This is a genomic window from Corallococcus sp. AB038B (genome assembly GCF_003668955.1).
GTDB lineage: Bacteria > Myxococcota > Myxococcia > Myxococcales > Myxococcaceae > Corallococcus > Corallococcus exiguus.
The window spans coordinates 125,989-149,545 of sequence record NZ_RAWO01000017.1 but is presented as its reverse complement, the minus strand read 5'-3'; the positions used below and the strand labels follow the sequence as shown (position 1 = coordinate 149,545).

Below are 23,557 nucleotides of genomic sequence, written 5' to 3'. Positions count from 1 at the left end.
CAGCGTCACGCCCCACCGCGCCAGGAGTTCCGCCGCCCGTGCCTCCCTCCCGTTCTCGTCGCCGCGCCCCCGCCGCCAAGGCCCCGGCCCCTCGCGCCGTGCGCCCCGACCCCGCCGGCATGGCCCGGGCCGTCCGTGACTTCCTCACCGCCGCGGGGCTCGACCTTCAGGACGTGAACCTGTTGGACACACCCACGCGCGTGGCCGACGTGTGGGCGAACGGCTTCCTCGACGGCTACGGCCGCACGCCCGAAGAGGCGCTCGGGAAGACGTACCCCGCGCCCGCGGACTCCTCCGGCGAACTGGTGGTCGTGACGGACCTGCGCTTCCACTCCATGTGCCCGCACCACCTGCTGCCTTTTACCGGCCGCGCGCACGTGGCCTACGTGCCGGGTTCGCGCGTGGTGGGCTTCGGGCGCATCGGCGCGCTGGTGGATGTCTTCGCGCACCGGCTCATCCTCCAGGAGGACCTGGCCCGGCAGGTGGCGCGCTCGCTCGCCCGCGTGCTCGACAGTCCCGCCACCGCCTGCATCCTGGAGGCGGAGCAGGCGTGTCTGCGGCTGAGGGCCGACCATCAGCGTGACGCCGTCACCCACGCGGAAGCCTATGAAGGACGCCTGCGCCGCGATGGCCCCCTGCGCCGCGAGCTATGGGCCCGCCTGGGGGCTCGCACGGGAGCGGGCCGATGAACCCCGCCTCCCAGACCTTCGAGCGGGTGGCGCCCGAGCGTGTGGCGAAGGTGCTGGAGGCCCTGACAACCGTGCTGTCCCAGGGACAGGTGAAGCGCGACGATTCCACGCTCGACGCCTACGCGCGCGACGAGTCGGACAGCGGCGTGTACCGGCCCGACGCCGTCCTGCTGCCGGAGACCACCGCGCAGGTGTCCGCCATCTTCAAGGCGTGCCAGACGCACGGCGTGCCCTTCACCCCCTGTGGCGCGCGCAGCGGCAAGAGCGGCGGCTCGCTGCCCCTGAAGGGCGGCATGGCGGTCAGCCTGGAGCGCATGAACCGCATCCGCTCCATCTCCAAGGAGGACCTCACCGCGGTGGTGGAGCCCGGCGTGGTGACCGGCGACCTGATGAAGGCCGTGGAGGCGCAAGGGCTCTTCTATCCGCCGGATCCGAACTCCTGGGAGTTCTGCACGCTGGGCGGCAACGTGGCGGAGAACGCCGGCGGCCCGCGCGCCCTGAAGTACGGCGTCACGCGCGACTACGTCATCGGCCTGGAATGGGTGATGCCGGACGGCGAGGTGCTGCGCGTGGGCCGGCGCACCATCAAGGGCGTGGCCGGCTATGACCTGGTGGGGCTCTTCGTGGGCTCCGAGGGCACGCTCGGCGTGGCCACCGAAATCACGGTGCAGCTGATTCCACTGCCCCGGCAGGTGATGACCGCGCTGGTGGTGTTCCCGTCCGTGCTGGACGCGGCGCGAGGCGTCTCCGCGGTGCTCGCCGCCGGCATCCTGCCGCGCTGCCTGGAGCTCATCGACGAGGTCGCCGTCCAGGCCATCGTGCATCGGGGCAGCTTCCAGTTCCCCCCGGACGCGGGCGCCGCCCTCATCGCCGAGGTCGACGGCAACACTCCCGAAGGCGTGTTCGCGGAGCTCCAACTGTTGGGGGACATCTGCACTCAGCACGGGGCCACGCAGACCCTGGTGGCCCAGGACGAAAGTCAGCGCGAAAAGCTGTGGGCGGCGCGGCGGATGATTTCCCCGGCACTGCGCGCGCTCAAGCCAGCCAAGATTTCCGAGGACATCGTGGTACCCCGCTCGAAAATTCCCGAGATCATCGAGCGGCTGAAGAAGATGGGCGCGGAGCTGGGGCTCACCGTGGCCACGTATGGCCATGCGGGCGACGGCAACCTGCACGCCAACATCCTGTACGAAGGTCCCAGCCAGCGCCCCCTCGTGGACGAGGCGCTGCGTCGCATGCTGGTGCTCACCGTGGAGCTGGGGGGCACCATCACCGGTGAGCACGGCGTGGGGCACGCGAAGCGGGAATATCTGGCGCTGGAGCAATCGCCCGCGCTGTTGGAACTGCAGCGCCGCCTGAAGGACTTTTTCGATCCATCAGGTCTGCTCAATCCCGAGAAAATCTTCCCCGCGCTCAAGCGTTGAAGACTTCGTGACCGGAAACGTGGGTGCTGTCCCACCCGACACGTCACGCGCTTCCAAGGGCCCGGAAGTGCGAGTGCGTGACGGGCTTTTGACAAGGGTGAGAGGGCGAATCGCTCTTCTTGGAAGGAATGAGAAACCCTTTCCGCCGTTGCGCGTCCTAGTGACAGGTGGACGCGGTTCGTCGGGGGATTCATCGCGTCCGGCAGTTTCGAACGGAAGGACGGGAAATCATGGCCAACTCGACGAAGTTCGCGGCAGAGGGCCTTTCGCATTACCTGCGTCACCTGGGCGGCCACCAGCAGCTCACGCGTGAACAGGAGTACGAACTGGCTCGCCAGGCCCGCAAGGGTGACGAGAGCGCCCGACAGACGCTCGCCAGCTCCAACCTCGCTTTCGTGGTCGCCGTGGCGAAGAAGTTCGCCAACCGCGGGGCCCGCCTGGACGACCTCATCCAGGAAGGCAACGTCGGCCTCATGAAGGCCATCGAGCACTTCGACCCGAAGAAGAACGTGCGCTTCGCCACCTATGCCGTGTGGTGGATCCGCGCCTACATCACCCGCTATCTGAAGGACAACCGCAGCCAGGTGCGCGGCGGTGAGGCGGAGCGCGGCAGCATGGTGGACTTCTCGCTGGACGCCACCATCGACGAGGAGGGCGAGACGACCTTCCTCGACCGGCTGGAGGATGGCGGTCCCTCCCCGCAGGAGACGTTCCTCTCCCGCGAGCAGGACACCGAAATCCAGGATGCCCTGTCCAAGGTGCGCAAGCGCATTGGCGACCTGGGCTGGGACATCCTCCAGGAGCGCCTCACGCAGGACAAGCCGCTGACGCTGGAGGAGCTGGGCCAGCGCTGGGGCGTGTCGCGCGAGCGCGTGCGCCAGGTGGAGCTGAAGACGAAGAACTTCCTGGAGCGCTACCTCATCGCCTTCAACGAGAACGAGGAGCACACCGCCACGGCCGACGCGGCCTGAATCGGAAGCGCGAAAGGCAGCATCTGTTGCATCGATGACGGGACCTGGCGGGGTGTTCGCACCTTGCCGGTCCCGTCTTCTTTTTTGCCGCGCTGCGTCTGGCACGTTCGGTTGATGGTAGGCGAGCGTGCGTGCTAAGGCTTTTCGATGCGCTTGAAATTGCTTGCCCTTTGGGTGCTTTGGGCCATCCCGGCAAACGCCGCGGATCCCGCGCTGCTCGACCAACTCGACGCGTTGTACGCGAAGCGCAGTGACGCGGAGTCCGTGAAGGCGCTGGACAAGGACGTGTCCGAGGCGCTGAAGGCCGCGCCGGACGACTTCGACCTGGCGTGGCGCAAGGCGCGCATCCTCCAGTGGCAGGCGGACGGCGCCACGGAGAAGAAGCTCAAGATGGTCCTGGGCAAGCAGACCTGGGAGGCCGGGGACAAGGCCTCCAAGCTCCAGCCCACGCGCGTGGAGGGCTACTACTTCGCCGCCTGCGGCATCGGTTCCTACTCGCAGGCCGTGGGCATCATGAAGGCGCTGGGCGACGGTCTGGAGGGCAAGTTCAACGAGCGCCTGGACACCGCGCTGAAGATCGACGCCACGTACGAGTACGGCGGTCCCTGGCTGGTGAAGGGGCGATATTTCTATGAGCTGCCCTGGCCGAAGCGGGACCTGGGCAAGTCCGCCGAGTACTACCAGAAGGCCATCGCCAAGTTTCCGCAGTCGCTGCGCGCGCACTACTACCTTGCCGAGACGCTGTTGAAGGACGGCAAGGCGAAGGAAGCGAGCGCGGCCGTCGAGAAGGTCAAGCAGGGAAGCACCGCGTACAACCCCGCTGAGGGGCAGCGCGTGCAGCAGTGGGCCAAGAAGGTGGATGCCGACATCCAGGAGGAGCTCAAGTGAGGGCAGAGAGTCAGGTCACGACGGCTCCCGCAGCGGGCGGGACGCAGGAGCAGAACCTCGTCCAGTTGCTCGTTCAGCGGGCACAGAACGCCTCCAAGGTGGGCGTGACGCACAAGAAGGACGGACGCTGGCAGGACGTCACGTTCGCGCAGGTGCTGGAGGACGTGAAGGCGCAGGCGGCGGGCCTCATCGCCCAGGGCGTTCAGCCCGGGGACCGGGTCGGCATCTTCGCCAACACCAGCTTGCAGTGGATCATCGCGGACCTGGCCATCAGCGCGGCCCAGGCCATCACGGTGCCCATCTATGGCTCCAACACGCCGGATGAGTGCCGCTACGTCCTGAACCACTCGGAGACGAAGCTGCTGCTCGTCGACAACGACGAGAAGGACGCCAAGCAGGCGGGCCGCCTGTCCCGCGTCCGCTCCAAGCTGGGGGACATCCCCTCGCTGCAGAAGATCGTCGTCTTCGAGGGCCCCATCTCCGGCGACAAGGAGATCTCGCTCGCGGACATGGTGGCCTCTGGCAAGGGCATCCCCCAGGCCGCCGAGTCCGCGTTCACCGAGCGCGTGTCTCAGGTGAAGTTGGACGAGACCAACATGCTCGTCTACACCTCCGGCACCACGGGCGACCCGAAGGGCGTCATCCTCACCCACGGCAACTGGGCCTATGAAGCGAAGGCCACCCAGGCCATGGGCATGATGAAGCCGGAGGACTCCGTCATGCTCTTCCTGCCCCTGGCGCACGTGTTCGCCCAGGTGGTGAAGGCCGCGTGGCTGTCCATGGGCTTCCGGCTGATCATCGCGGAGTCGGTGGACAAGCTGCTCGCGAACCTGGCGGAGACGCGCCCCACGGTGCTGCCGTCCGTGCCGCGCGTGTTCGAGAAGGTCTACAACAACGTCGTGGCCAACGGCTCGGCGGCGCCCGGCGTGAAGGGCAAGCTCTTCAAGTGGGCCTTCGGCTTGTTCGACGAGTACTCCGAGGCCAAGGGCCAGGGGCGCGAGTACGACACGCTGATGTTCAGCCTGGCGAAGAAGCTCGTGTTCTCCAAGGTGCGCAAGACGCTCGACGAGAAGCTGGGCGGCAACATGCGCATCTTCATCTCCGGCGGCGCGCCGCTGTCCCGGAAGATCGCCTACTTCTTCGACCTGCTCGACCTCAAGGTGCTGGAGGGCTACGGCCTCACGGAGACGAGCGCTCCGTGCAACGCCAACCGGGTGGAGAAGATCAAGATCGGCACCGTGGGCCCGCCGGTGCCGGGCACGGAAATCAAGATCGCCGCGGACGGTGAGATTCTCGTGCGTGGCCCCTGCGTGATGAAGGGCTACTACAAGAACCCCGCCGCCACCGCGGAGGTGCTGGATCCGGACGGCTGGTTCCACACCGGTGACATCGGCGAGGTGGACTCCGACAGCTACCTGCGCATCACCGACCGCAAGAAGGACATCATCGTCACCGCGGGCGGCAAGAACGTGGCGCCTCAGAACATCGAGAACACGCTCAAGACCTTCCCGCTCATCAGCCAGGCCATGGTGTACGGCGACAAGCGGCCGTTCCTGGTGGCGTTGATCACCGTGTCCGAGGACCCGGCGCGCAAGCTGCTGGAGGACAAGGGCATCGCGGTGGGCACCTACGCGCAGAACTCCCAGCGGCCGGAGATCAAGACGGCCGTCGAGGAGATCATCAAGAAGGTGAACGCGGAGATTCCTCCGTACTCCAGCATCAAGAAGATCGCCGTCATGGACGCGGACTTCACGCAGGAGTCCGGTGAGCTCACGCCCACCCTCAAGGTGAAGCGCAAGGTCGCCAGCCAGAAGTACATCAAGACCATCGACGCCATGTACGAAGGCGCGAAGGTCATGGACTGACGCACCAAAGCCCGACGCCCGTCCGAGGCCGCTTTCGAGCGGTCACGGTACGGGCGTCACGGGTGAACGTTCAGCGATGTCTTTTGCCGTCAGGGGCGGGGCCTTCCCGGGCCCACCCGGACGGAACCGCAATCAGGCGTGGTGGCTGGGCGACTTGGCGGCGACGTCCTTGTCCACGGTGGTGGACGCGGACAGCGTGCCGGTCTTCTTGTCGCCAGCTTCGTCCTTCTCCTCGTCGCTGGAGAAGCCGCGCTTGAAGTTGCGGAGCGCGCTGCCCAGGGACGAGCCGAGCTGCGGCAACCGCGAGCCGCCAAACAGCAGCAGCAGCGCCGCGAAAATCAGAAGAATCTCAGGAAGCTTCAATCCCATGGCTTCGCTCCTCACGAAATGCGCGAGGGAGCATACCGGTGGGAGGTGGGTCGCGCTAGCAACTCCGCCGGCCAGGGCTCACGCCTGCCAGCCCGCTGGATGCCCGAGTTCCGCTGGAAGCGATAAGGGCAACGTGAGGAAGAGCGTGGTGCCGCCCTCGTCCGCCTGGGCGCCCACCTGGCCGCCGTGGGCCTCCACCTCCTGCCGGGCCAGGAAGACGCGCAGCGGATCCTCCAGCTTGCGCTCGCGGAAGGCGCGCTCCTCGCACTGGAAGACAGCGGTGATGTCCTCTTCTGGAACGGCCGCGCCGTCGCGGCGCACCTCCACCCGCACCTGGTGACCCAGGCGCTCGGCGCGCACGTGGAGCGCCTCGCCCGGCTGCGCGCGCGCCAGCAGGTGGTGCACGAAGGCCTCCACCGCGTGCTGGATGCGGCCCGCGTCCACCGTCACGTCGGGCAGGTCCGGCAGCGTGTCCAGCACCAGCCCCACGTTGGCGGCGGACGCCGCGGCCCGCGTGCGCTCCACCGCGGCATCCAGGATGGGCAGGAGCGCCTGGCGCTCGCGCTCACACGCCAGCGCGCCCAGGTCCGCGCGGCTGGAGTCGAAGAAGTCCTGGGCGAAGGAGAGCGCCCGGTCCGCGTTGCGCAGGATGGTCTCCAGCCCGCGCTGCGCCTTGGGCTCCAGCGGGATGCGCCCGTTGAGCAGCAGCGCCGCGTACGAGCGGATGTTGGCCAGCGACCCGCGCAGGTCGTGCGACGCGAGCGACAGGAAGCGCACGCGGTCCTGCACACGCTCGCCTGACGGTGAATCCTGGGGCACCTGGGGTGAACCCCGCTCTGAATTCCAGGGCACCGGCAGCGCCCAGACCAGCCGTCCGCCGTCCTCCAGCGGCTCTTCGCCCACCAGGACGGTGCGGTCCTGGCGCTCCCACAGGTTGCGCTCGCCGTCCTTGCGGCTGAAGCCCACGGCGGCCATCAGCCCGTCGATGCCCGTGACGGCCGGCAGGGGAGGCAGGGCCTCCAAGCCCAGGTAGTCCAGGAGCAGGGGACCGAGCAGGCGGGGTGTCCCTTGACGGGGCAACAGCGCGAGCCCCGGTGCGGTTTCGTTGCCTCCAGCCGTTTCCCCCATCCACGTCACGCAGACCTCCCCTGGCCGAGCTTCGAATCACCGGAAGGGTGGGCAGTGACTGTCGGTTTTGCAACGGGCTCCCGCTCCGTCCGCGGGACCCTTGATTTCTTGCACCCGGGGGGCCAGTGATGGTGGAAGATCGACCTCCGAAAGCGGTATCGAGGAGACACCTCTGACCTCGCTCAACGCACAGCATGCTGAAGCACCCGTGGTGCTCGTCGTGGACGATGATCCCGACATCCTGGAGGCCCTCTCCGAGATCCTGGAGGCCGAAGGCTTCGAGATCCGCCGTGCCCGCAACGGCAAGGAGGCCCTGGAGCGCCTGGAGCCGGATCCTCCGCACCTCATCCTCCTGGACCTGATGATGCCGGTGATGGACGGCTGGGAGTTCGCCCAGCGCATGCGCCAGAAGCCTGCCTTCGCGGGCATCCCCATCATCGTCCTCAGCGCGGACCGCAACGTCGGCAGCAAGGCGAAGGACATTGGCGCGATGGGCCATCTGGCCAAGCCCTTCGAGCTCAACGACCTGCTGTCGATGGTGCGACAGTCCCTCAGCCCCTCGGCGGACACCTCTCGCGTCTGAGCACGCCTCCGTGGCCGTGCTTGACCGGGGCGGTGGGGCACCACTACGGTCCGCGCAGGGCTGATTCACCAATCAACGCTGAAAACGTAAGGAGCGAGTCATGGCGACCGCGAAGGACATCATCGAGGGGCAGATTCCCGAGAAGCTTCAGGCGAAGCCGGAGCTGGCGAAGGACATCAACGCCATCATCCACTTCGACGTCTCCGGCGACGGTGGCGGCAAGTGGACGCTGGACACCACCAAGACGGAGGGCTGGGTGTCCGAGGGTCTCAACGGCGCGTCGAAGATGACCGTCACGGTCAGCAACGACGACTTCGTGAAGATCCGCGAGGGCAAGCTGAACCCGCAGATGGCCGCCATGCAGGGCAAGCTCAAGTTCAAGCCGATGGACATGGGCCTCGCCATGAAGCTGGCGAAGCTGCTGTCCTGAGCCTCTGAGTCTCGTGTCGTACCGACGGCGCGTCACCCTGATGGGGACGCGCCGTCTGCATGTCTCCATCTCCCCCTGGAGCCCCCTTACATGTCTGAGCCGTCTTCCCCCCTCGCAGGCCTGCGGGTGTTGGACCTGTCGCGCCTGTTGCCCGGCCCGTACGCGACGCTGGTGCTCGCGGACCTGGGCGCCACCGTCGACACGGTGGAGGACCCGGACGTGGGGGACGCCACCCGCCACATGCCGCCGCACCGCGACGGAGAGGGCGCGCTCTACTACGGGCTGCACCGCAACAAGCGCTCGCTCACGCTGAACCTCAAGACGCCCGAGGGCCGTGACGCGCTCCTGCGCCTGGTGTCCCACTACGACGTGCTGGTGGAGAGCTTCCGCCCTGGCGTGATGGACAAGCTGGGCGTGGGCGAGGCGGTGCTGCGTCAGAAGAACCCGCGGCTCATCTACTGCGCCATCTCCGGCTACGGCCAGACGGGGCCGGACCGGCTCAAGGCGGGGCACGACCTCAACTACGTGGCCCGCGCGGGCCTGTTGGGCTACGGCGGCGAAGCCGGTGGCGCGCCCGCGTTCCCGGGCGTGCAGATGGCGGACATCGGCGGGGGAAGCCTCTTCGCGCTGGTGGGCATCCTGGCCGCGCTGCACGAGCGCGAGCGCACTGGCGTGGGCCGCCTCGTGGACGTGTCCATGACGGACGGCGCGCTGGCGTTCCTCCACCTGCACCTGGCCTCGCGCCTGTTCATGGGGACGGAGGGCTCACCGCTCCAGCGCGGAAGCGAGGCGCTCAACGGCGGCTTCCCCAGCTATGGCCTGTACCGGACCGCGGACGACCGCTGGCTCGCGGTGGGCGCGCTGGAGCCCAAGTTCTTCGGCGCGCTCTGCGCGAAGCTGGGCCGCCCGGAGCTGTTGGACGACGCGTACTCCGGCGGCGAAGCCGGCGCGCGCGTGAAGGCGGAGCTCACCCGCGTCTTCGCGAGCCAGCCCCTGGCGCACTGGCGCGAGCAGCTCTCCGGCGCGGAGTTCTGCGTGGAGCCGGTGGCGGAAGGGGACGAGGTGCTCGCGGATCCGCAGCTGCGCGCGCGCGGCCTCTTCGTGGAGACGGATGATGCGCAGCGCGGCATTCGCGTTACGCACCTGCTCACGCCGCTGCGCATGGGCGACGTCGCACTGCGTCCACCGCCCACGCTCGGACAGCACTCGCGCGTCATCCTGGAAGACGCAGGTTTCACTGCCGAAGAAATCTCGCGCCTGATTGCATGAATGACGCGTGAAACGAACCCAAGAGGGCGGGTTCGTACGCGGATCCAAAGTGACCCGTTGATGATTGACAGGTCTGGAGCCACAGTTAGTCTTTCCTGTTTTTAGACTGGGAAATCGACTTTCAAGCCCTGAGAAGGAAGGTCCCCCGTGCCCGACGCACAGGAGCTCGAGTCATATATCCGACGAAAATTCGCGGAAAACGTGGGTCTCACGGAAGGAGAGTTGTTTTCCGAAGACCTCACACTCGCGGCGTTGATTACACGCTCCGAGCGCATGACCAACAGCGTCGACTTGATGGAAGCCTTTGCCCGCACCTCCAACGGGTTGCGCAAGGATTATGGACTGAGGGTTCGCCTGCCGGCACTGTCCTTGGATACAACCGTGTCCAAGGTCCTGGCGGTCTTCATGGGTGAAGTCACGAACCCAGAGCGGAAGTCGGCATGAGCGTCCTCGCGCGCGGCCTGGAGCACGAAGAAGCGACCGTCGCCCCCCCCAAGGTCCTCTCGCCCGAAAGCCGCCCGGCCATCCAGGCGGAGCTGTACGAAGCCCTCACCCAGCGGGGGCAGTCCCTGGTGGACATCACCTGGGAGCAGCAGCGGCTGCACGAATCGCGGCGCTGGAGCGTGGTGGAGCTGCTCTCCCACGTGGACTTCGCGCACGTGGGTGAAGCCGACCGGCACCTGGTGTGGAACGCGGGGCGGGCGGAGCTGACGACGAAGCCGGGCGCGGACCGGCTGGAGCGGCTGGCGGATCAGGAGTGCCGCCGGTGGCAGGAGAAGAACCCCACCGTCGCCTCCATCATGCAGGCGTGCGGCACGTGGAGCCGCTACTGGAACGAGGAGGAGGCGCACCACGAGACGGCGTTCAACCGCCTGTCCTCGGTGCTGGGGTTGGAGGCCATCTCCGACGCCACCTTCATCGAGTTCCGCAAGGTCTTCCCCGACGACGACATGCTGCGCACGCTCACGCTGCTGTCCATCTCCGAGGTGGTGGCGGCGGTGGACTACGGCCAGTGCTCGCAGATGGTCCAGGACCCGGGCCTGCGCGCACTGTTCAAGCAGGTGGCGGCGGACGAAGTGCAGCACATGAATTACTTCATCGCCTTCGCCAAGGCGCTGGTGGACAGCGGCGCGTACAAGGCGAAGGAGGCGTTCGCGGTGGCGCACCTCTTCCTTCGCGACGGCGGCGAGGTGCACGGCAGCAAGCGCGAGCGCGTGGAGAGCCGCGATACCCACGTCAACTGGTGGGATCGGCTGGAGCACCGCGAGGGCTTCTACGCCCCGGACGCGCTGCGCAAGAAGGAGCAGCTCATCTTCCACGCCCTCAAGCGCATCACCGGCATCACGGTGGCGTCGCGAGAGGAGCTGGAGGACACCTGGATGGACCTCGTCGGGTGTTGATGGGCCTGGGCCACGACCTCCAGGCCATCTCGGAGCTGGAGGCCGCACGGGCCCTGCGGGAGCCGGACGTCTTCTTCACCGCCGCGGAGCTCGCCCACTTCGAGCGCGCGGCGGATCCGGTGCAGAGTCTGGCGGCGGGCTTCAGCGCGAAGGAGGCCCTCTTCAAGGCGCTGCCTGCGGTCGCCGGTTGGTTCTGGACGGACGCCGAGCTCGTCCACGACGCCCGGCACGCGCCGCGCTTCCAGTTTCACGGCACGCTCGCGGAGCACCTGTCGCGCGAGGGCCTGCAGGTCTCTGTATCGCTGTCGCATAGCGGAGGGTTCGTCTCGACGGTGGTCATCGTGACGCGCGCTCCGTCCCCCTGAAGTCGCTGTCATCCCCCTGGCAGCCGAAGGACATCCCCCCGTGCACTTCGAAGAGTCGTCACTCACGCTGCGCGTGCGTCCCAATGACCTGGACATCCTGGGGCACGTGAACAACGCCACCACGCTGGAGTACCTGGAGGCCGGCCGCTGGGCCTGGCTGGAGCGGCAGGGGCTGACGCGCGGGGGGCCGGTGGTGGCGGTGGTGTCGCGGGTGGAGGTGGACTACCGCCGGGAGATTCCCCCGGGCGACGTGGTGGTGCACACGGAGCTGGAGTCGCCCGCGGCGGACGAGCTGGAGCCGGACAGCATCAACTACCGCGCGCGGTTCCGTCAGCGCGTGTTCCTGACGGTGGGTGGGCCGGTGGCGGTGGAGGCGCTGGTGAGCGTGGCCTTCCTGGACGCGCGGGCCCGGTCGCTCGCGTCGCTGCAGCAGTTCCTGGACGCCGCGCGCGCCCCGGTGGCCCCTGTCGAGGATCCGCGCCCATGAGCACGAACGCGAAGCCGGAGCTCGCGTCGCTGGAGTTCTGGGTGCCCACGTCCCAGGAGCACGCGCTGCACGTCGTGGAGGCGCGCCTGTCCGGGACGCCGGACTCCGCGCCCGGCATCCTCTTCGTGCCGGGGCTGTTCTCAGACGGCCGCTTCTTCCTGGGCGGGCAGGGGGATGGGTTCGCGCGCACGTTCGTGGATGCGGGCTGTGTGTCGTACGTCGCGTCCCTGCGCGGGCATGGCAAGAGCCGCTGGCCCGCGAAGCGCGCGTACGACTGGAGCTTCGACACGTACGTGCGCCACGACATCCCGGACCTGGTGCGGGCCGTGCGCGCGCGTCACACCGGGCCGCTGTTCATCCTGGCCCACAGCATGGCGGGCTACGCGGTGCTGGCGGCGCTGGGGGTGGACCCCTCGCTCCAGGCGTCGCTGTCCGGCGTGTGCACGCTGTCCTCGGCGGTGAACGACTACAGCGACGGCGGGTTCAAGAAGCGCTTCCAGCTGGGCTTCTCGTCCACGGTGGCGGGGATGTTGGGACGCTTCCCGGCGAAGGCGCTGAAGCAGGGGCCCTGGGACGAACCGGCGGGCGTGATGCGGCAGTTCACGGACTGGGCGCCCACGGGCGCGTTCCGGAGCACGGATGGCGCGACGGACTACTGGAGCGCGCTGGGCAACGTGACGCTGCCGGTGTTCGCGGGTGTGGGCGCGGCGGACGTGTTCCATGCGTCACCGCAGCGCGCGCAGAAGCTGGTGGCCCACCTGGGCAGTGCCCGCAAGGATCTGTTCGTCCTGGGGCGCGCGCAGGGGCTGAGCTGGGACGCGGGCCACTTCGACGTGGTGCGCGGAGAGCGCGCCCGCGCGGAGGTGCTGCCTCGCGTGCTCGCGTGGATGCGCCAGGTGGCGCCCTCGCACTGAAGGATTGAAGGACCCGGAGGAGGGGAGGCTTTTCACATGCTCGACATCATCCAGCGGCTGGAGTCGGCGGATCCGCGACGCGGCCTGTTTCTCTACGACGACTTCATCGGGCCGCCGGAGTTCGTGCCCTACCGGGAGTTCGCCTCCCGGGTGGCCGGGGCGGCGGAGCACTTCCGCGCGCGCGGCGTGGCGCCGGGCACGCGCGTGGTGCTGCCCTTCGAAACCTCCTCGTCCGTCATCTTCGCCTTCCTGGGGCTGATGGAGCTGGGCGCGGTGCCCCTGTCCGTGAAGCCGTACATCCTGAGCACGCCGAAGGGGCCCTACCGGGACTTCCTCGCGCGCATCCGCGAGCGCTATGGCGCGCTGCTGGTGCTGGACGTGCCCAGCATTGCTGGACTGGAGCTGCCCCTGGAGCGCCTGCCGCCGCCGCCCACGGGCGCGAAGCGTCCCGGCGTGAAGCTGCGGGAGGTGGCGCCCGGGGAGCTGGCGTTCGTGCAGTTCTCGTCGGGGTCCACGTCGTTCCCCAAGGGCGTGCCCATCACCCAGGAGAACCTGGCCGCGAACCTGCGGATGATCATCCGGCACGACAGCCGCACGTCCGAGGACCGGGTGACGAGCTGGCTGCCGCTCTACCACGACATGGGGCTCATCGGCGGGCTGCTCACCTGCATCACGGTGGGCAATGATCTGCTGTTGGCCCAGCCCGCGTCGTTCCTGATGGACCCCATGGGCTGGCTGGAGCTCATCTCCTCCGAGAAGGTGATGGGCTCCGTCATCCCCAACTTCGCCATCGACTACGCGCTGAAGTCGCTCAAGTCGGCGGACGCGGATGACCTGAAGCGGTTGGACCTGTCGCGCGTGCAGAGCATCTATCTGGGCAGCGAGCCCATCAACATCCCCAACCTGGAGCAGTTCCTGGACATCCTCGCCCCGTGCGGTCTGCGGCGCGACGTGTTCATGCCCTGCTACGGCATGGCGGAGACAGTGCTGATGGTCGCGAGCGTGCCGCCGCGCCAGACGGTGCGCGTCATCACCGCGCCCAACGGCCAGCCCGCCATCTCCGTGGGCCGGCCGCTGTCGGAGTTCGAGGTGCGGCTGCGCGCGGAGGACGGCCAGCTGTGCGGCGAGGGCGAGCTGGGCGAAATCGAGCTGCGCGGCGGCAGCCTGGCGCCGTCGTACTTCCTGGACGACCGGCCCCTGCGCGGCGACGACGGCTTCTACGCCACGGGAGACCTGGGCTTCCAGAAGGAGGGCGAGCTCTTCATCACCGGGCGGATCAACGACCGCATCAAGGTGAACGGGCAGAGCTTCTTCTCCGCGGACTTCGAGCAGGCCGTGGAGCGGCTGGGCTTCATCCGTCCGGGCCGCACCGCCGTCATCCAGGTGAAGGGCCGTCTCGTGGTGCTGGCGGAGGTGAACCACCCGGCCGCGTTGGAGCGCCTGGAGGACAGCCGCAAGCAGGTCTGCCAGTCGGTGCTGGAGACGGTGGGCGTGACGCTCCCGAAAGAGGACGTCCTCTTCATCCGCTACGGCCAGCTCCAGAAGACGAGCAGCGGCAAGCTCCAGCGCCGCGCCATCACGGAGGCCTACGAGCAGGGCCGCATCCGCACCGTGACGCCCATGGAGCTGCGCGCGGACCTGCTCCAGATGCGCGCGCAGCGGCTCGTGCTGGGCTCGGTGATGGTCGCGCGGCAGCGGGGCCGCCGGTGGATGGCCTCCGGGAAGGCGGCGCTCTCAGCGGGACTCCTGCGGTTCAAGCCAGGAGGCCAGCGTCAGGACGGGCCCTGAGGCTCGGTCGAGCCTCGGGCCTCAACGGGCCTTCGCGGAGGCCCACAGGTCCCAGCCGCGCGCCGCGTGGCACGCGTCGCCCACCAGGTCCAGGGCGAGCTGGGGCTGCGTCTTGGTCAGCGCCTCCGTGTCGCGGAAGGCGCCCGTGGCCTCCAGCCTCAGCGTCGCGTGCTCCAGCGCGGCCTTCGCCTCCGCTACCGCCACCGCCTGCGCGGGCGTGGGCTTCCAGCCCGCCTCGTCCCGGTAGCGCCCCAGCGCCTCCAGGAAGTGGCCGTAGAACTTCACCATCTGCACCAGCACCGGGACGCGGTACGCGGGCGCGGCGGTGAGCGCGGCCTCGTACTGCCGCGCCTCCGAACCCAGCCGGTACACCAGCACATCCACCTGCGCGTCCAGCTTCGGGCCCCACGCCTTGCGCACGGCGGGGAAGCGCGCCCAGCCCGCGACGGCCTGGAAGAAGTGGAGCCCGCCGCACGGGTGCGCGTAGATGCCCTGCTTGTTCTTGGGCACCTGGGGAAGGCCCGCCTTCATGCCCCGCATCAGCTCCGCGTTCGCGGACTCCAGCGTGGCGAGCGCGGTGTCCATCACCGCGTCCATCCGCACCGGCTCTCCCGCGCCGTTGACGAACGAGCCCCCGGGCTCCAGCACATGTGACAGCGCATCCAGTGCCCACGCTCCGTCCGGCGACGCGGCGAGCGCGGGGCGGAAGTCGTGCTGGAGCGACGCCACCAGCTCCCTCAGCGTCACCTTGCCCCACGCAGTGGGGAACGCATGCGAGCGCGGGTATCCCGCGAGCAGGAAGGTCTTCACCTGGAGCGCAGGGTGGGGCTCCACGGGCGTGCCGTCCGGGGTGAAGGCATCGAAGAAGTAGCGGGCCGTGCCTCCCGCGTCGGGGACGTCGCGGCGCAGGAACCCCGCGACGATGGCGTCCGAGGCCGCGCGGCCGTCCCGTGCATGGAAGGCCTTCCCGTCCAGGTCCATGCCGTGCGCGAGCGCCCAGGGTCTGGATGGATCCGCCCCGTGCGTGCGGCACTGCGCGTGGAGCACCGCGGACGCGGAAGGGGCGGCGGGTGAGGGCGGGGGAGCGGCGCTCAGGCCAAGCCCGAGCAGGGCCACGAAGGAGGGGAGCATGGGCGCGGGCAGTGTCGCAGCCCGCGCCCATCCACGCACCTGGGTACCCTCTTCAGCGCGGCGGTGCGGCGGCCTTCATGCGGGCGAGCATCCGCTCGATGATGCCGAACAGCGCCTCGCGATCATCCTCGGGAAGCAGGCCCATCAACCGCCGGATGCCCGCGTCCGTCATCAGCTGGATGACCTTGTAGATTTCACATCCCCGGTCGGTGAGCTTGGCGGTGACGGCGCGGCGGTCCTCCGCGTCCCGGCCGCGCTCCACCATGCCCATGTCCTCCAGGCGGTCCACCACTCCGGTGATGGTCTTCTTGGTGATGCCGATGCGCTGCGCCAGCACGCCCACCTGGATGGGGCCGTCCATGCCCAGCCACCCAAGCGCGTGCACCTGGGTGGGGGTCAGCCGCATGTCGTCGCAGAGGCTCGCCAGCGGATCCCTCAGGGAGCGGAAGTGGGCCAGCTCCCGGATGAGCCCCATGAAGCGGCGTGAGTCCGGCGTGGACTGGTCCCCATCCTGGAGCAGGCGCTCCATCACGGCCTTCTCGTCAGCGGCCTCGTCCTTCCCCTCGGAGCGCACTTCGGACTCCGAGGGGGAGGTGATGGAGGTGGGTCGGCGCATCAGGCAGTCTCCACCCGGGCCGCGGCCGCGGCGGCCTCCCGCTCACGGTCCTGGTTGGACGGACCGTGTGCCGGGCCGGAGCCACCCGCGAAGCCCTTGTCGCTGCCCTTGTTGCGCTTGAAGCGCGCGGCCAGCTGATCCAGCAGCGAGTACACCACCGGCACCACGCCCAGCGTGAGGAACGTGGAGGTGATGAGGCCGCCGATGATGGTGATGGCCATGGGCGCGCGCGTCTCCGCGCCGTCGCCCTTCGCGATGGCCACCGGGATCATGCCGGCGATCATCGCGATGGTCGTCATCAGAATCGGGCGCAGACGCACCGGAGCGGCCTCGAGGAGCGCCTCGTGTGCCGTGCGGCCCTTCTCACGGACCTGCAGTGTGAAGTCCACCAGGAGGATGCCGTTCTTCACCACCAGGCCCATGAGCATGATGACGCCGATGAGGGCGAACATGGACATGTACTGGCCGGTGATCAGCAGGCCGCCAATGGCTCCGATGAAGGCGAAGGGCAGTGACAGCATGATCGTGAACGGGTGGATGAGGCTTTCGAACTGCGCCGCGAGGATCATGTAGATGAGGATGATGCCCAGGAGCAGCGCGGTGCCGAACGCGGCCACGGACTTGCCCAGCTCCTTCGCGTTGCCTTCCAGCTCGCCCACGACGCTCTTGGGCAGCTGCGTGGCGGCGTAGCCCTGCATGTAGGTGATGGCGTCGGAGAGCGCGTAGCCCTCCTTCAGGTTCGCCAGCATGGTGATCTGCCGCCGCTGCGACTGACGGTCGATCTGCACCGGGCCCTCGGCGGGGACGATGCGGCCCAGGTTGCGCAGCTCCACCAGCTGCCCGTTGGGGGCACGCACGGCCAGCTGGCCGAGCGCGTCCGCGGAGGCCAGCGTCTCCGGCGGCAGGCGCAGCTTCACCTCGTACGTCTCACCGCCCTCGCGGTAGTCCAGCACCTTGTCCTGGCCCAGGTAGGAGCGCAGCGTGGCGCCCAGGGACGCGGCCGGCACGCCGAGCGTGGCCGCGCGGTCGCGGTCCACCTGCACGTCGTACTGCGGCTTGCCGGAGCGGTACGTCATGTCCACGTCGGTGAGGCCCGTGTTCTTGAGCATCTCCAGGCGCATCTTCTCCGCGGACGCGGTCAGCTCCTTCCAGTTGTCGCCGCGCAGGTTGAACTGCACCTGCTGGCTGCGCGAACCGGCACCCGCCACCGCGGCCACGTCCTGCACGGCCACGGTGACACCCGGGGGCGCCTTGATGGTCTGGCGCAGGTAGGCCTTGAGCTCGCTCTGCTTGAAGGCGCGGTCGCCCACCGGCTTCAGGTTGATGAGCACCTCGCCCTTGTGGACCTCCTCCTGCACGCCGCCACCGGCGGTGGTGAACGTGGAGTCGATGCCCGGCAGCGACCGCACCTGGGCCGCGAAGGTGTCCAGCTGCGTCTGGGTCTGGTGGATGGTGGACCCGATGGGCAGCTCCACCGTCAGCTTGATGTTGCCGTTGTCCTGCTCCGGAATGAACGTGAACTTGAGGAAGCGGGCCATGCCGAAGGTCGCGAAGAGCACCACCACCGCGACGACCATCGTCAGGGCGCGCTGCCGGAGGATGCCACCCAGAATCTTCCGGTAGCCGTTCTCCATGCCCACCAGCACCTTCTCCACCGCGGCGGAGATGCCCGTCGGGTGCCCGTGCTCACGCAGCAGGCGCGAGGAGAGCATCGGCGTGAGCGTCATGGACACCACGTAGGAGATGAGCGTGGCCACCGCCACCGTGACGCCGAACTGGTAGAAGAACTTGCCAATCATGCCGTCCATGAAGGCCACCGGGATGAACACCGCCACGATGGCCAGCGTCACCGCGAGCACCGCGAGGGCAATCTGTCCGGCGCCCTCCAGCGCGGCCTGCATGGGCGAGGCGCCCTCTTCCATGTGACGGACGATGTTCTCGATGACCACGATGGCGTCGTCGATGAGCAGACCGATGGACAGGGTCAGCGCGAGCATCGTGATCATGTTGAAGGTGAAGCCCAGCGCCGCCATCACCGCGAACGTACCGACCACGGACACCGGCAGCGCGACGGCCGCCACGATGGTGGAGCGCAGGTTGCGCAGGAACACCAACACGATGAGGACGGCGAGCACGCCGCCCAGGATGAGGTCCTCCTGCACGGCATGGATGGACGAGCGGATGAACCGCGCGTTGTCCGTCACCGTCTCCACCTGGATGCCCGCGGGCAGCGTCTTGTTGATGTCCGCCAGCGACTCCTGCACCAGGTCCGCCACCTGCACGGTGTTGGAGCCGGACTGCTTGCGCACCACCATCGCCACCGCGCTGCGATCGCCGCTCTTCGCGCCAGAGCGCTGCTCGGCGGGACCGTCCACCACCTCCGCGATGTCTCGCACGCGCACCGGCGCGCCGCCCGAGCTGGTGATGATGATGTTGCGGATGTCCTCCACGCTCTTCGCTTCGGACGTCAGGCGCACCACGCGCTCACGGCCGCTGTCCATGCTGCGGCCGCCGGGAACGTCCAGGCTCTGGGCCTTGAGCGCCTGGCTGACGTCGCTGATGGCCAGACCGAAGCCGCGCAGGCGGTTCGGATCCACCACCAGCTGGATCTCCCGCTCACGGCCACCGACGATGTCGATGCTGCCCACGCCCTGGTTGCGCTGGAGCGCCGGCTTCACGATGTCGTCCGCGATGCGCGTCAGCTCCTCCACCGGGAGGGCGCCCGCGAGCGCCAGCGTGATGATGGGGGCGGCGCCGATGTCGAACTTCTCGACGACGGGCGTCTCCACCTCATCCGGCAGCTTGCTCAGCGTGGCCTGGACGCGGTCGCGCACGTCCTGCGCCGCGATGTCCACCTTGGTGGACAGTTTGAACTGCACGACGATCTGCGAAACGCTCTCCAGGTTGATGGACTTGAGCACGTCCACGCCGTTGAGCGTGTTGAGCGCCTCCTCCAACGGGTCGGAGACGTTCTTCTCCATCGTCTCCGGGTCCGCGCCCGGGAGGACGGTCGTCACGGTGACGACGGGGAAGTCGACGTCGGGGAACTGATCCACGCCGATCTTCGGATAGGCGAACAGGCCGAACACCACCACCGCCAGCATCAGCATGGCGGTGAAGATGGGCCGTGAAATGAAGGTCTTGAGCATTCAGATACCCAGGGAAGAAGAGGGGAGGAGGGACCGCTACTGCGCGACGCGCACGGCGGTCCCCTCCTTGACGTCCAGCGAAGCGTCGGCGAGCACGCGCTCTTCCGCCGTCAGGCCCTGCAGCACCTTCACGTAGCCGGGCAGCACGCGCTGCACGCGCACGTCGCGCTTGCGCACGGTGCCGTCCTGCACCACCCACACGAAGCCGTCCTGGCCCTTGCTGCTGACGGCCTGCGCCGGCAGGAACAGGCCGTTGCCCGCGTCACCCGCGGCCTTGGAGAAGTCCATCTCCACCAGCGCGCCGGGGCGCAGCGGGTGGTCCGTCTTGCCCGTCACGTCCGCCAGCACCTCCACGGTGCGGCTCTGCGCGTCGATGACGGCGCCCACGTTGGCCACCTTCGCCTCGAAGCGCATGCCGCTGGGGTTGACGGTGCCCGGCGTCACGATGCCCGGCGTCACGTTGTCGATGACGGACTCCGGCACCATCATCCGGATCTCCAGCCCGTCCGCGTCCACGATGGAGAACACCGGGGTGGAGGGCGTCATCGCCACCGAGTCACCCACGTTCTTCGTGCGCGCGGTGATGACGCCGTTGAAGGGCGCCACGATGCTGTGGTCGCGCAGGTTCTCCACCGCCAGCCGGTACGCCGCGCCGGCCTGGGCCGCCTGGGCCGCCGCCTGCTTCTGGCCAATCTCCGCCTGCTCCAGCGCGTTGGCCGCGACGCCGCCGGACTCGGCGACCTTGCGCATGCGCTCCAGGTTGCTGGAGGCCAGCTGCAGCCCGGCCTCCGCCATGTCCCTGGCCGCCTTCGCCTGGTCCACCGCGATGGAGACGTTGGACGTGTCCAGCTGCGCCAGCACGTCGCCCTTCTTCACCTTGTCGCCCACCCGGACGTTCACCTTCGCGAGCGTGCCCGTCGCCTGGGGACCCAGCACGGCCTCCTGCTTGGAGCGGACCTGGCCCGTCACGCGCGTCACGTTCTGCTCCAGCTCCGTGGCCGGGGTGATGGCCTTGACGCCCAGTGCGTTGGAGCCTTCCTGCTGAGTCGGAAGCTGCGCCTTCTCCGCGCCCGCCTTCGAGCACCCCGCCGTCGAAACCGCCACGGCAACCACGGCAGCCAAGATTCGCTGATTCACGCGTCCGAACTCCTGCCGGGTCGCCGGCGGGACACCCGCCCTGGCACCTGCTCCGGCTAATTCTTTGTGGGCTAGAAATTACCGACGCTCGATTATCTGTCAAGAGGATACTCCGGAGTGCGGACTATCCACTCCCCAGTCATCCTGCGGGGTTGGCTGCCTACCCCCCAAGCCTTCAGACTTCTTCACAACACTGGCGCCGGCGCGCTGCGTCACCAGGAAGGCGGGCGTCAGGCGGGGTGGGGACGCGGGGCGTTGCTTGTGGCTGACGTCGGGCGCCTGTTATTGACTCGCGAATCAACCCGCAGCGGGACAACCCCCAAGGACTCGCGATGCTCAATCCGTTCACCGAGGAGCACGAGGCGTTTCGCAGGTCGGTGCGCGCCTTCGTGGAGAAGGAGATGGCGCCCTACGGTCTGGAGTGGGACCGGGCGGGCATCTTCCCGCGCGAGCTGTTCAAGAAGTGCGGCGAGCTGGGCTTCCTGGGCATCAACCACGACCCGAAGTTCGGCGGCAGCGGGCTGGACTACTGGTACGTGACGGCGTTCGCGGAGGAGCTGTCGCGCAGCCGCAACGCGGGCGTGAACATGGCGCTGCTGGTGCAGAGCCAGATGGCCACGCCCATCATCAGCGAGATTGGAACCGACGAGCAGAAGCGCGAGTTCCTGGAGCCCGCGCTCAAGGGCGACCGCATCGCGGCGCTGGGCGTGAGCGAGCCGGGGTGCGGTTCCGACGTGGCGAGCATCAAGACGACGGCGCGCCGGGACGGCGACGACTACGTCATCAACGGCTCCAAGATGTGGATCACCAACGGCACGCGCGCGGACTTCATCACGCTGGCGGTGCGCACCGGTGAGGAGGGCTACGGCGGCATCTCGCTGGTGACGTTCCCCACGGATGTGAAGGGGTTCAGCATCTCCAAGAAGCTGGACAAGATTGGCAACCTGTCCTCGGACACCGCCATCCTCTACTTCGAGGACTGCCGCATCCCCGCGCGCTACGTGCTGGGCGAGGAGAACGCGGGCTTCTACCACATCATGACCAACTTCCAGGGCGAGCGCCTGGTGGGGGCCATCACCACGGTGGGAGGCATGGACCGGATGCTGGAGGACGCCCTCCAGTACGGCAACGAGCGCGAGGCGTTCGGCCGGCCCCTCATCAAGTTCCAGGTGTGGCGCCACAAGTTCGTGGAGCACCTGACGGCGGTGGAGGCGGCGCGGCGGCTCAACTACTACGCGGTGGACCTCTACGACCGGAAGGAGAACCCGGTGAAGGAGATCTCCATGGCGAAGCTGTTCGCCGGAGACCTGGCCCAGCGCGTGGCCTACGACTGCCAGCAGTTCTTCGGCGGCATGGGCTACATCGAGGAGACGCCCATCGCGCGGATGTGGCGCGACGTGCGGCTCATCACCATCGGCGGCGGCACCTCCGAGGTGATGAAGGAGATCATCTCCAAGCTGTACGGCTTCTAGCTACTTCCTGCCGAAGAGGGCCTCCGCGGCGCTGACCATCGCGTCGCGTGAGGCCTTCTGGTGCAGGCCGCCTTCGCCCAGCTGGAAGAGCTCGCAGAAGTTGGCCTCGTCCTTGTCGCGGGGCGCTTCCGCGAAGGGCTCCTTGCAGGCCTTGGCCACGGACTCGTCGAAGTGCCGGCAGTTGCGGCACGAGCGCAGGTCCTCTTCACAGCCGGGACACGTGTCGCGCCGGCCGACCTGATTCGCGATGATGTCGAGTGCGTGTCCGCAGTGCGCGCAGCCGGGCATGGCGGTCCTCCCCGTCAGACGGTAACGGCCGCATCCTGCCAGAGTCTGTGTCTACCGCTGGACGCTGGTCGCGAACGCCGGGGTGGGCAGGGAGGAGGCTTCCTGGGGCCGGCGCAGCTCGCCGGTGGCGTCCAGGAGCTGGTCGTCCAGCCGCTTGAGGAGGAAGAGGACGTAGGCGGACAGGCCGGACAGGACGGCGGCCATGATGCCCAGCAGCATGCCGCGCTGCCAGCGGTGGGCCTGCTCCATCACCCCCCGCCGTTCCTTGAAGGTCTTCAGCTGGGCGTCCACGGAGGTGCCGTCCAGCTTCTGGGCGAAGTCGGAGGCCTGGGCGCTGCCCCGGGCCATCAGCCAGCGCCCTTCGGCCTGCAGGGCCTCGGCACGTGCGTAGCAGAACGCTGCCCCACCCGCGAAGAGCAGGGAGATGCACAAGGCCGCTGTCACGCTCCGGGTGCCCATGCCACCAACCCTCCGGCAAATCCGTGGGCGCGGCCAGCCGACAGGCCGCGACTGCTCCGGCTTTCCGAAGACAGTAGCGGATGCTAGGGACGGCTTCTGACATGGGCAAGCCCTACCGTCCTAAAGACCACTATTTCCAGAAAGCCAAGCAAGAGGGACTGCGAGCGCGTTCCGCGTTCAAGGTCGATGAGATCCTCAAGCGCTTCCCCGGGTCCGTGAAGAAGGGCGCGGCGGTGCTGGATCTGGGCGCCGCGCCGGGCGGGTTCCTCCAGATATTGGCGGACGCGGTGGGGATGCACGGGCGCGTCATCGGCGTGGACATCTCGGCCATCCGTCCCTTCTCCCAGAAGTGGGTGACGACGGCGGTGCTGGACGTGCTCGCGGACGACTTCGACGCGAAGCTGGCCGCGCTGTACGACGGCCCCTACGACGCGGTCATCTCCGACATGGCGCCCAAGACGTCCGGCATCAAGGGCACGGACGAGGCGCGCAGCCTGCGGCTCGCGGGCAAGGCGCTGGAGGTGGCCGCCACGCGCGGCCGGCCCGGCGGCACCTTCGTGGCCAAGGTCTTCATGGGGGGCGACTTCGAGGCCTTCCGTGACGAGGTGCGGCAGCACTTCGAAGAGGTGAAGATCGTCCGTCCGGAGGCCACGCGCGGCGCCAGCATGGAGGTCTACGTGGTGGGTCTGAGGCGCCGGGCCCCGGCGCCCGCGGCATCCTGAAACAGAGAAGGGA

Annotated in this window: 24 protein-coding genes; 16 read left to right on the top strand and 8 right to left on the bottom strand. The window is 68.4% G+C overall.

Going from position 1 to position 23,557, the window contains the following annotated elements:
* Positions 1–119: 119 nt before the first annotated feature.
* The 5 genes from folE (at position 120) to D7Y04_RS39250 (ending at position 5,837) form a co-directional block, all read left to right on the top strand.
* Positions 120–689 carry a GTP cyclohydrolase I gene (gene folE / locus D7Y04_RS39270; protein ID WP_126935947.1) on the top strand — a complete coding sequence of 190 codons (570 nt, stop codon included), beginning with the start codon at positions 120–122 and terminating at the stop codon, positions 687–689.
* Positions 686–2,113 (top strand): FAD-binding oxidoreductase, encoded by a 1,428-nt coding sequence (locus D7Y04_RS39265; RefSeq protein WP_121762649.1) that lies wholly within the window; start codon positions 686–688, stop codon positions 2,111–2,113. The genes folE and D7Y04_RS39265 overlap by 4 nt, the downstream gene beginning before the upstream one ends.
* A 230-nt stretch (positions 2,114–2,343) precedes the next feature.
* Positions 2,344–3,084: an RNA polymerase sigma factor RpoD/SigA gene (locus tag D7Y04_RS39260; RefSeq protein ID WP_120565939.1), complete on the top strand. Its 741-nt coding sequence runs from the start codon at positions 2,344–2,346 to the stop codon at positions 3,082–3,084.
* A gap of 147 nt (positions 3,085–3,231) precedes the next feature.
* Positions 3,232–3,972: a tetratricopeptide repeat protein gene (locus D7Y04_RS39255; RefSeq protein ID WP_121762648.1), complete on the top strand. Its 741-nt coding sequence runs from the start codon at positions 3,232–3,234 to the stop codon at positions 3,970–3,972.
* Complete coding sequence (locus D7Y04_RS39250) at positions 3,969–5,837, top strand: long-chain fatty acid--CoA ligase (protein WP_120595045.1); 1,869 nt, start codon at positions 3,969–3,971, stop codon at positions 5,835–5,837. The genes D7Y04_RS39255 and D7Y04_RS39250 overlap by 4 nt, the downstream gene beginning before the upstream one ends.
* Before the next feature lie 132 nt (positions 5,838–5,969).
* Here the strand turns inward: D7Y04_RS39250 and D7Y04_RS39245 are convergent, their stop codons facing one another.
* Both D7Y04_RS39245 and D7Y04_RS39240 read right to left on the bottom strand, forming a co-directional pair.
* The gene (locus tag D7Y04_RS39245; protein WP_120595044.1) at positions 5,970–6,206 is read right to left on the bottom strand and encodes a twin-arginine translocase TatA/TatE family subunit; all 237 of its coding nucleotides are present in this window, start codon (positions 6,204–6,206) and stop codon (positions 5,970–5,972) included.
* 78 nt (positions 6,207–6,284) lie between these two features.
* Positions 6,285–7,334 (bottom strand): sensor histidine kinase KdpD, encoded by a 1,050-nt coding sequence (locus D7Y04_RS39240; RefSeq protein WP_120595043.1) that lies wholly within the window; start codon positions 7,332–7,334, stop codon positions 6,285–6,287.
* A 208-nt stretch (positions 7,335–7,542) separates the two neighbouring features.
* On the opposite strand from D7Y04_RS39240, the gene D7Y04_RS39235 reads away from it, so the two are divergent.
* The 9 genes from D7Y04_RS39235 (at position 7,543) to D7Y04_RS39195 (ending at position 14,570) form a co-directional block, all read left to right on the top strand.
* On the top strand, positions 7,543–7,917 hold the full coding sequence (locus tag D7Y04_RS39235; RefSeq protein ID WP_120576077.1) for a response regulator: 375 nt from the start codon (positions 7,543–7,545) through the stop codon (positions 7,915–7,917).
* 100 nt (positions 7,918–8,017) lie between these two features.
* The gene (locus D7Y04_RS39230) at positions 8,018–8,347 is read left to right on the top strand and encodes an SCP2 sterol-binding domain-containing protein (protein WP_120576076.1); all 330 of its coding nucleotides are present in this window, start codon (positions 8,018–8,020) and stop codon (positions 8,345–8,347) included.
* A 90-nt stretch (positions 8,348–8,437) separates the two neighbouring features.
* Positions 8,438–9,616 carry a CaiB/BaiF CoA-transferase family protein gene (locus tag D7Y04_RS39225; protein ID WP_121762647.1) on the top strand — a complete coding sequence of 393 codons (1,179 nt, stop codon included), beginning with the start codon at positions 8,438–8,440 and terminating at the stop codon, positions 9,614–9,616.
* Between the two features lie 147 nt (positions 9,617–9,763).
* Positions 9,764–10,060, top strand: coding sequence for a hypothetical protein (locus tag D7Y04_RS39220; protein ID WP_120565947.1), 297 nt, complete (start codon positions 9,764–9,766; stop codon positions 10,058–10,060).
* Positions 10,057–11,016, top strand: a complete 960-nt coding sequence (locus tag D7Y04_RS39215; protein ID WP_121762646.1) for a ferritin-like domain-containing protein — start codon at positions 10,057–10,059, stop codon at positions 11,014–11,016. Before D7Y04_RS39220 ends, D7Y04_RS39215 begins: the two co-directional genes overlap by 4 nt.
* Positions 11,016–11,381: a holo-ACP synthase gene (locus D7Y04_RS39210; RefSeq protein ID WP_121762645.1), complete on the top strand. Its 366-nt coding sequence runs from the start codon at positions 11,016–11,018 to the stop codon at positions 11,379–11,381. The genes D7Y04_RS39215 and D7Y04_RS39210 overlap by 1 nt, the downstream gene beginning before the upstream one ends.
* 40 nt (positions 11,382–11,421) lie before the next feature.
* Positions 11,422–11,868: a thioesterase family protein gene (locus D7Y04_RS39205; RefSeq protein ID WP_120595039.1), complete on the top strand. Its 447-nt coding sequence runs from the start codon at positions 11,422–11,424 to the stop codon at positions 11,866–11,868.
* Positions 11,865–12,782 carry an alpha/beta fold hydrolase gene (locus D7Y04_RS39200; protein WP_120595038.1) on the top strand — a complete coding sequence of 306 codons (918 nt, stop codon included), beginning with the start codon at positions 11,865–11,867 and terminating at the stop codon, positions 12,780–12,782. The genes D7Y04_RS39205 and D7Y04_RS39200 overlap by 4 nt, the downstream gene beginning before the upstream one ends.
* A gap of 36 nt (positions 12,783–12,818) precedes the next feature.
* Positions 12,819–14,570, top strand: a complete 1,752-nt coding sequence (locus tag D7Y04_RS39195) for an AMP-binding protein (protein ID WP_121762644.1) — start codon at positions 12,819–12,821, stop codon at positions 14,568–14,570.
* A 21-nt stretch (positions 14,571–14,591) separates the two neighbouring features.
* Here D7Y04_RS39195 and D7Y04_RS39190 read toward each other — a convergent pair whose 3' ends face one another.
* The 4 genes from D7Y04_RS39190 to D7Y04_RS39175 are packed head-to-tail and all read right to left on the bottom strand — an operon-like array spanning position 14,592 to position 20,603.
* Positions 14,592–15,701, bottom strand: a complete 1,110-nt coding sequence (locus D7Y04_RS39190; protein WP_121762643.1) for a hypothetical protein — start codon at positions 15,699–15,701, stop codon at positions 14,592–14,594.
* 52 nt (positions 15,702–15,753) lie between these two features.
* Entirely contained in the window at positions 15,754–16,317 is a 564-nt protein-coding gene (locus tag D7Y04_RS39185; RefSeq protein ID WP_121762642.1) for a MarR family winged helix-turn-helix transcriptional regulator, read from the bottom strand.
* On the bottom strand, positions 16,317–19,466 hold the full coding sequence (locus D7Y04_RS39180; RefSeq protein ID WP_121762641.1) for an efflux RND transporter permease subunit: 3,150 nt from the start codon (positions 19,464–19,466) through the stop codon (positions 16,317–16,319). The genes D7Y04_RS39185 and D7Y04_RS39180 overlap by 1 nt, the downstream gene beginning before the upstream one ends.
* 36 nt (positions 19,467–19,502) lie before the next feature.
* Complete coding sequence (locus tag D7Y04_RS39175; RefSeq protein ID WP_121762640.1) at positions 19,503–20,603, bottom strand: efflux RND transporter periplasmic adaptor subunit; 1,101 nt, start codon at positions 20,601–20,603, stop codon at positions 19,503–19,505.
* A 332-nt stretch (positions 20,604–20,935) separates the two neighbouring features.
* Between D7Y04_RS39175 and D7Y04_RS39170 the strand changes: the two genes are divergently transcribed.
* Positions 20,936–22,075, top strand: a complete 1,140-nt coding sequence (locus D7Y04_RS39170; RefSeq protein ID WP_121762639.1) for an acyl-CoA dehydrogenase family protein — start codon at positions 20,936–20,938, stop codon at positions 22,073–22,075.
* On the opposite strand, the gene D7Y04_RS39165 is transcribed toward D7Y04_RS39170, so the two are convergent.
* Positions 22,076–22,363 carry a hypothetical protein gene (locus D7Y04_RS39165; protein WP_120576063.1) on the bottom strand — a complete coding sequence of 96 codons (288 nt, stop codon included), beginning with the start codon at positions 22,361–22,363 and terminating at the stop codon, positions 22,076–22,078. It lies immediately after the preceding gene.
* A 51-nt stretch (positions 22,364–22,414) separates the two neighbouring features.
* On the bottom strand, positions 22,415–22,822 hold the full coding sequence (locus tag D7Y04_RS39160; RefSeq protein WP_120595031.1) for a hypothetical protein: 408 nt from the start codon (positions 22,820–22,822) through the stop codon (positions 22,415–22,417).
* 80 nt (positions 22,823–22,902) lie between these two features.
* On the opposite strand from D7Y04_RS39160, the gene D7Y04_RS39155 reads away from it, so the two are divergent.
* The gene (locus D7Y04_RS39155) at positions 22,903–23,544 is read left to right on the top strand and encodes an RlmE family RNA methyltransferase (RefSeq protein WP_120576061.1); all 642 of its coding nucleotides are present in this window, start codon (positions 22,903–22,905) and stop codon (positions 23,542–23,544) included.
* Positions 23,545–23,557 lie beyond the last annotated feature (13 nt).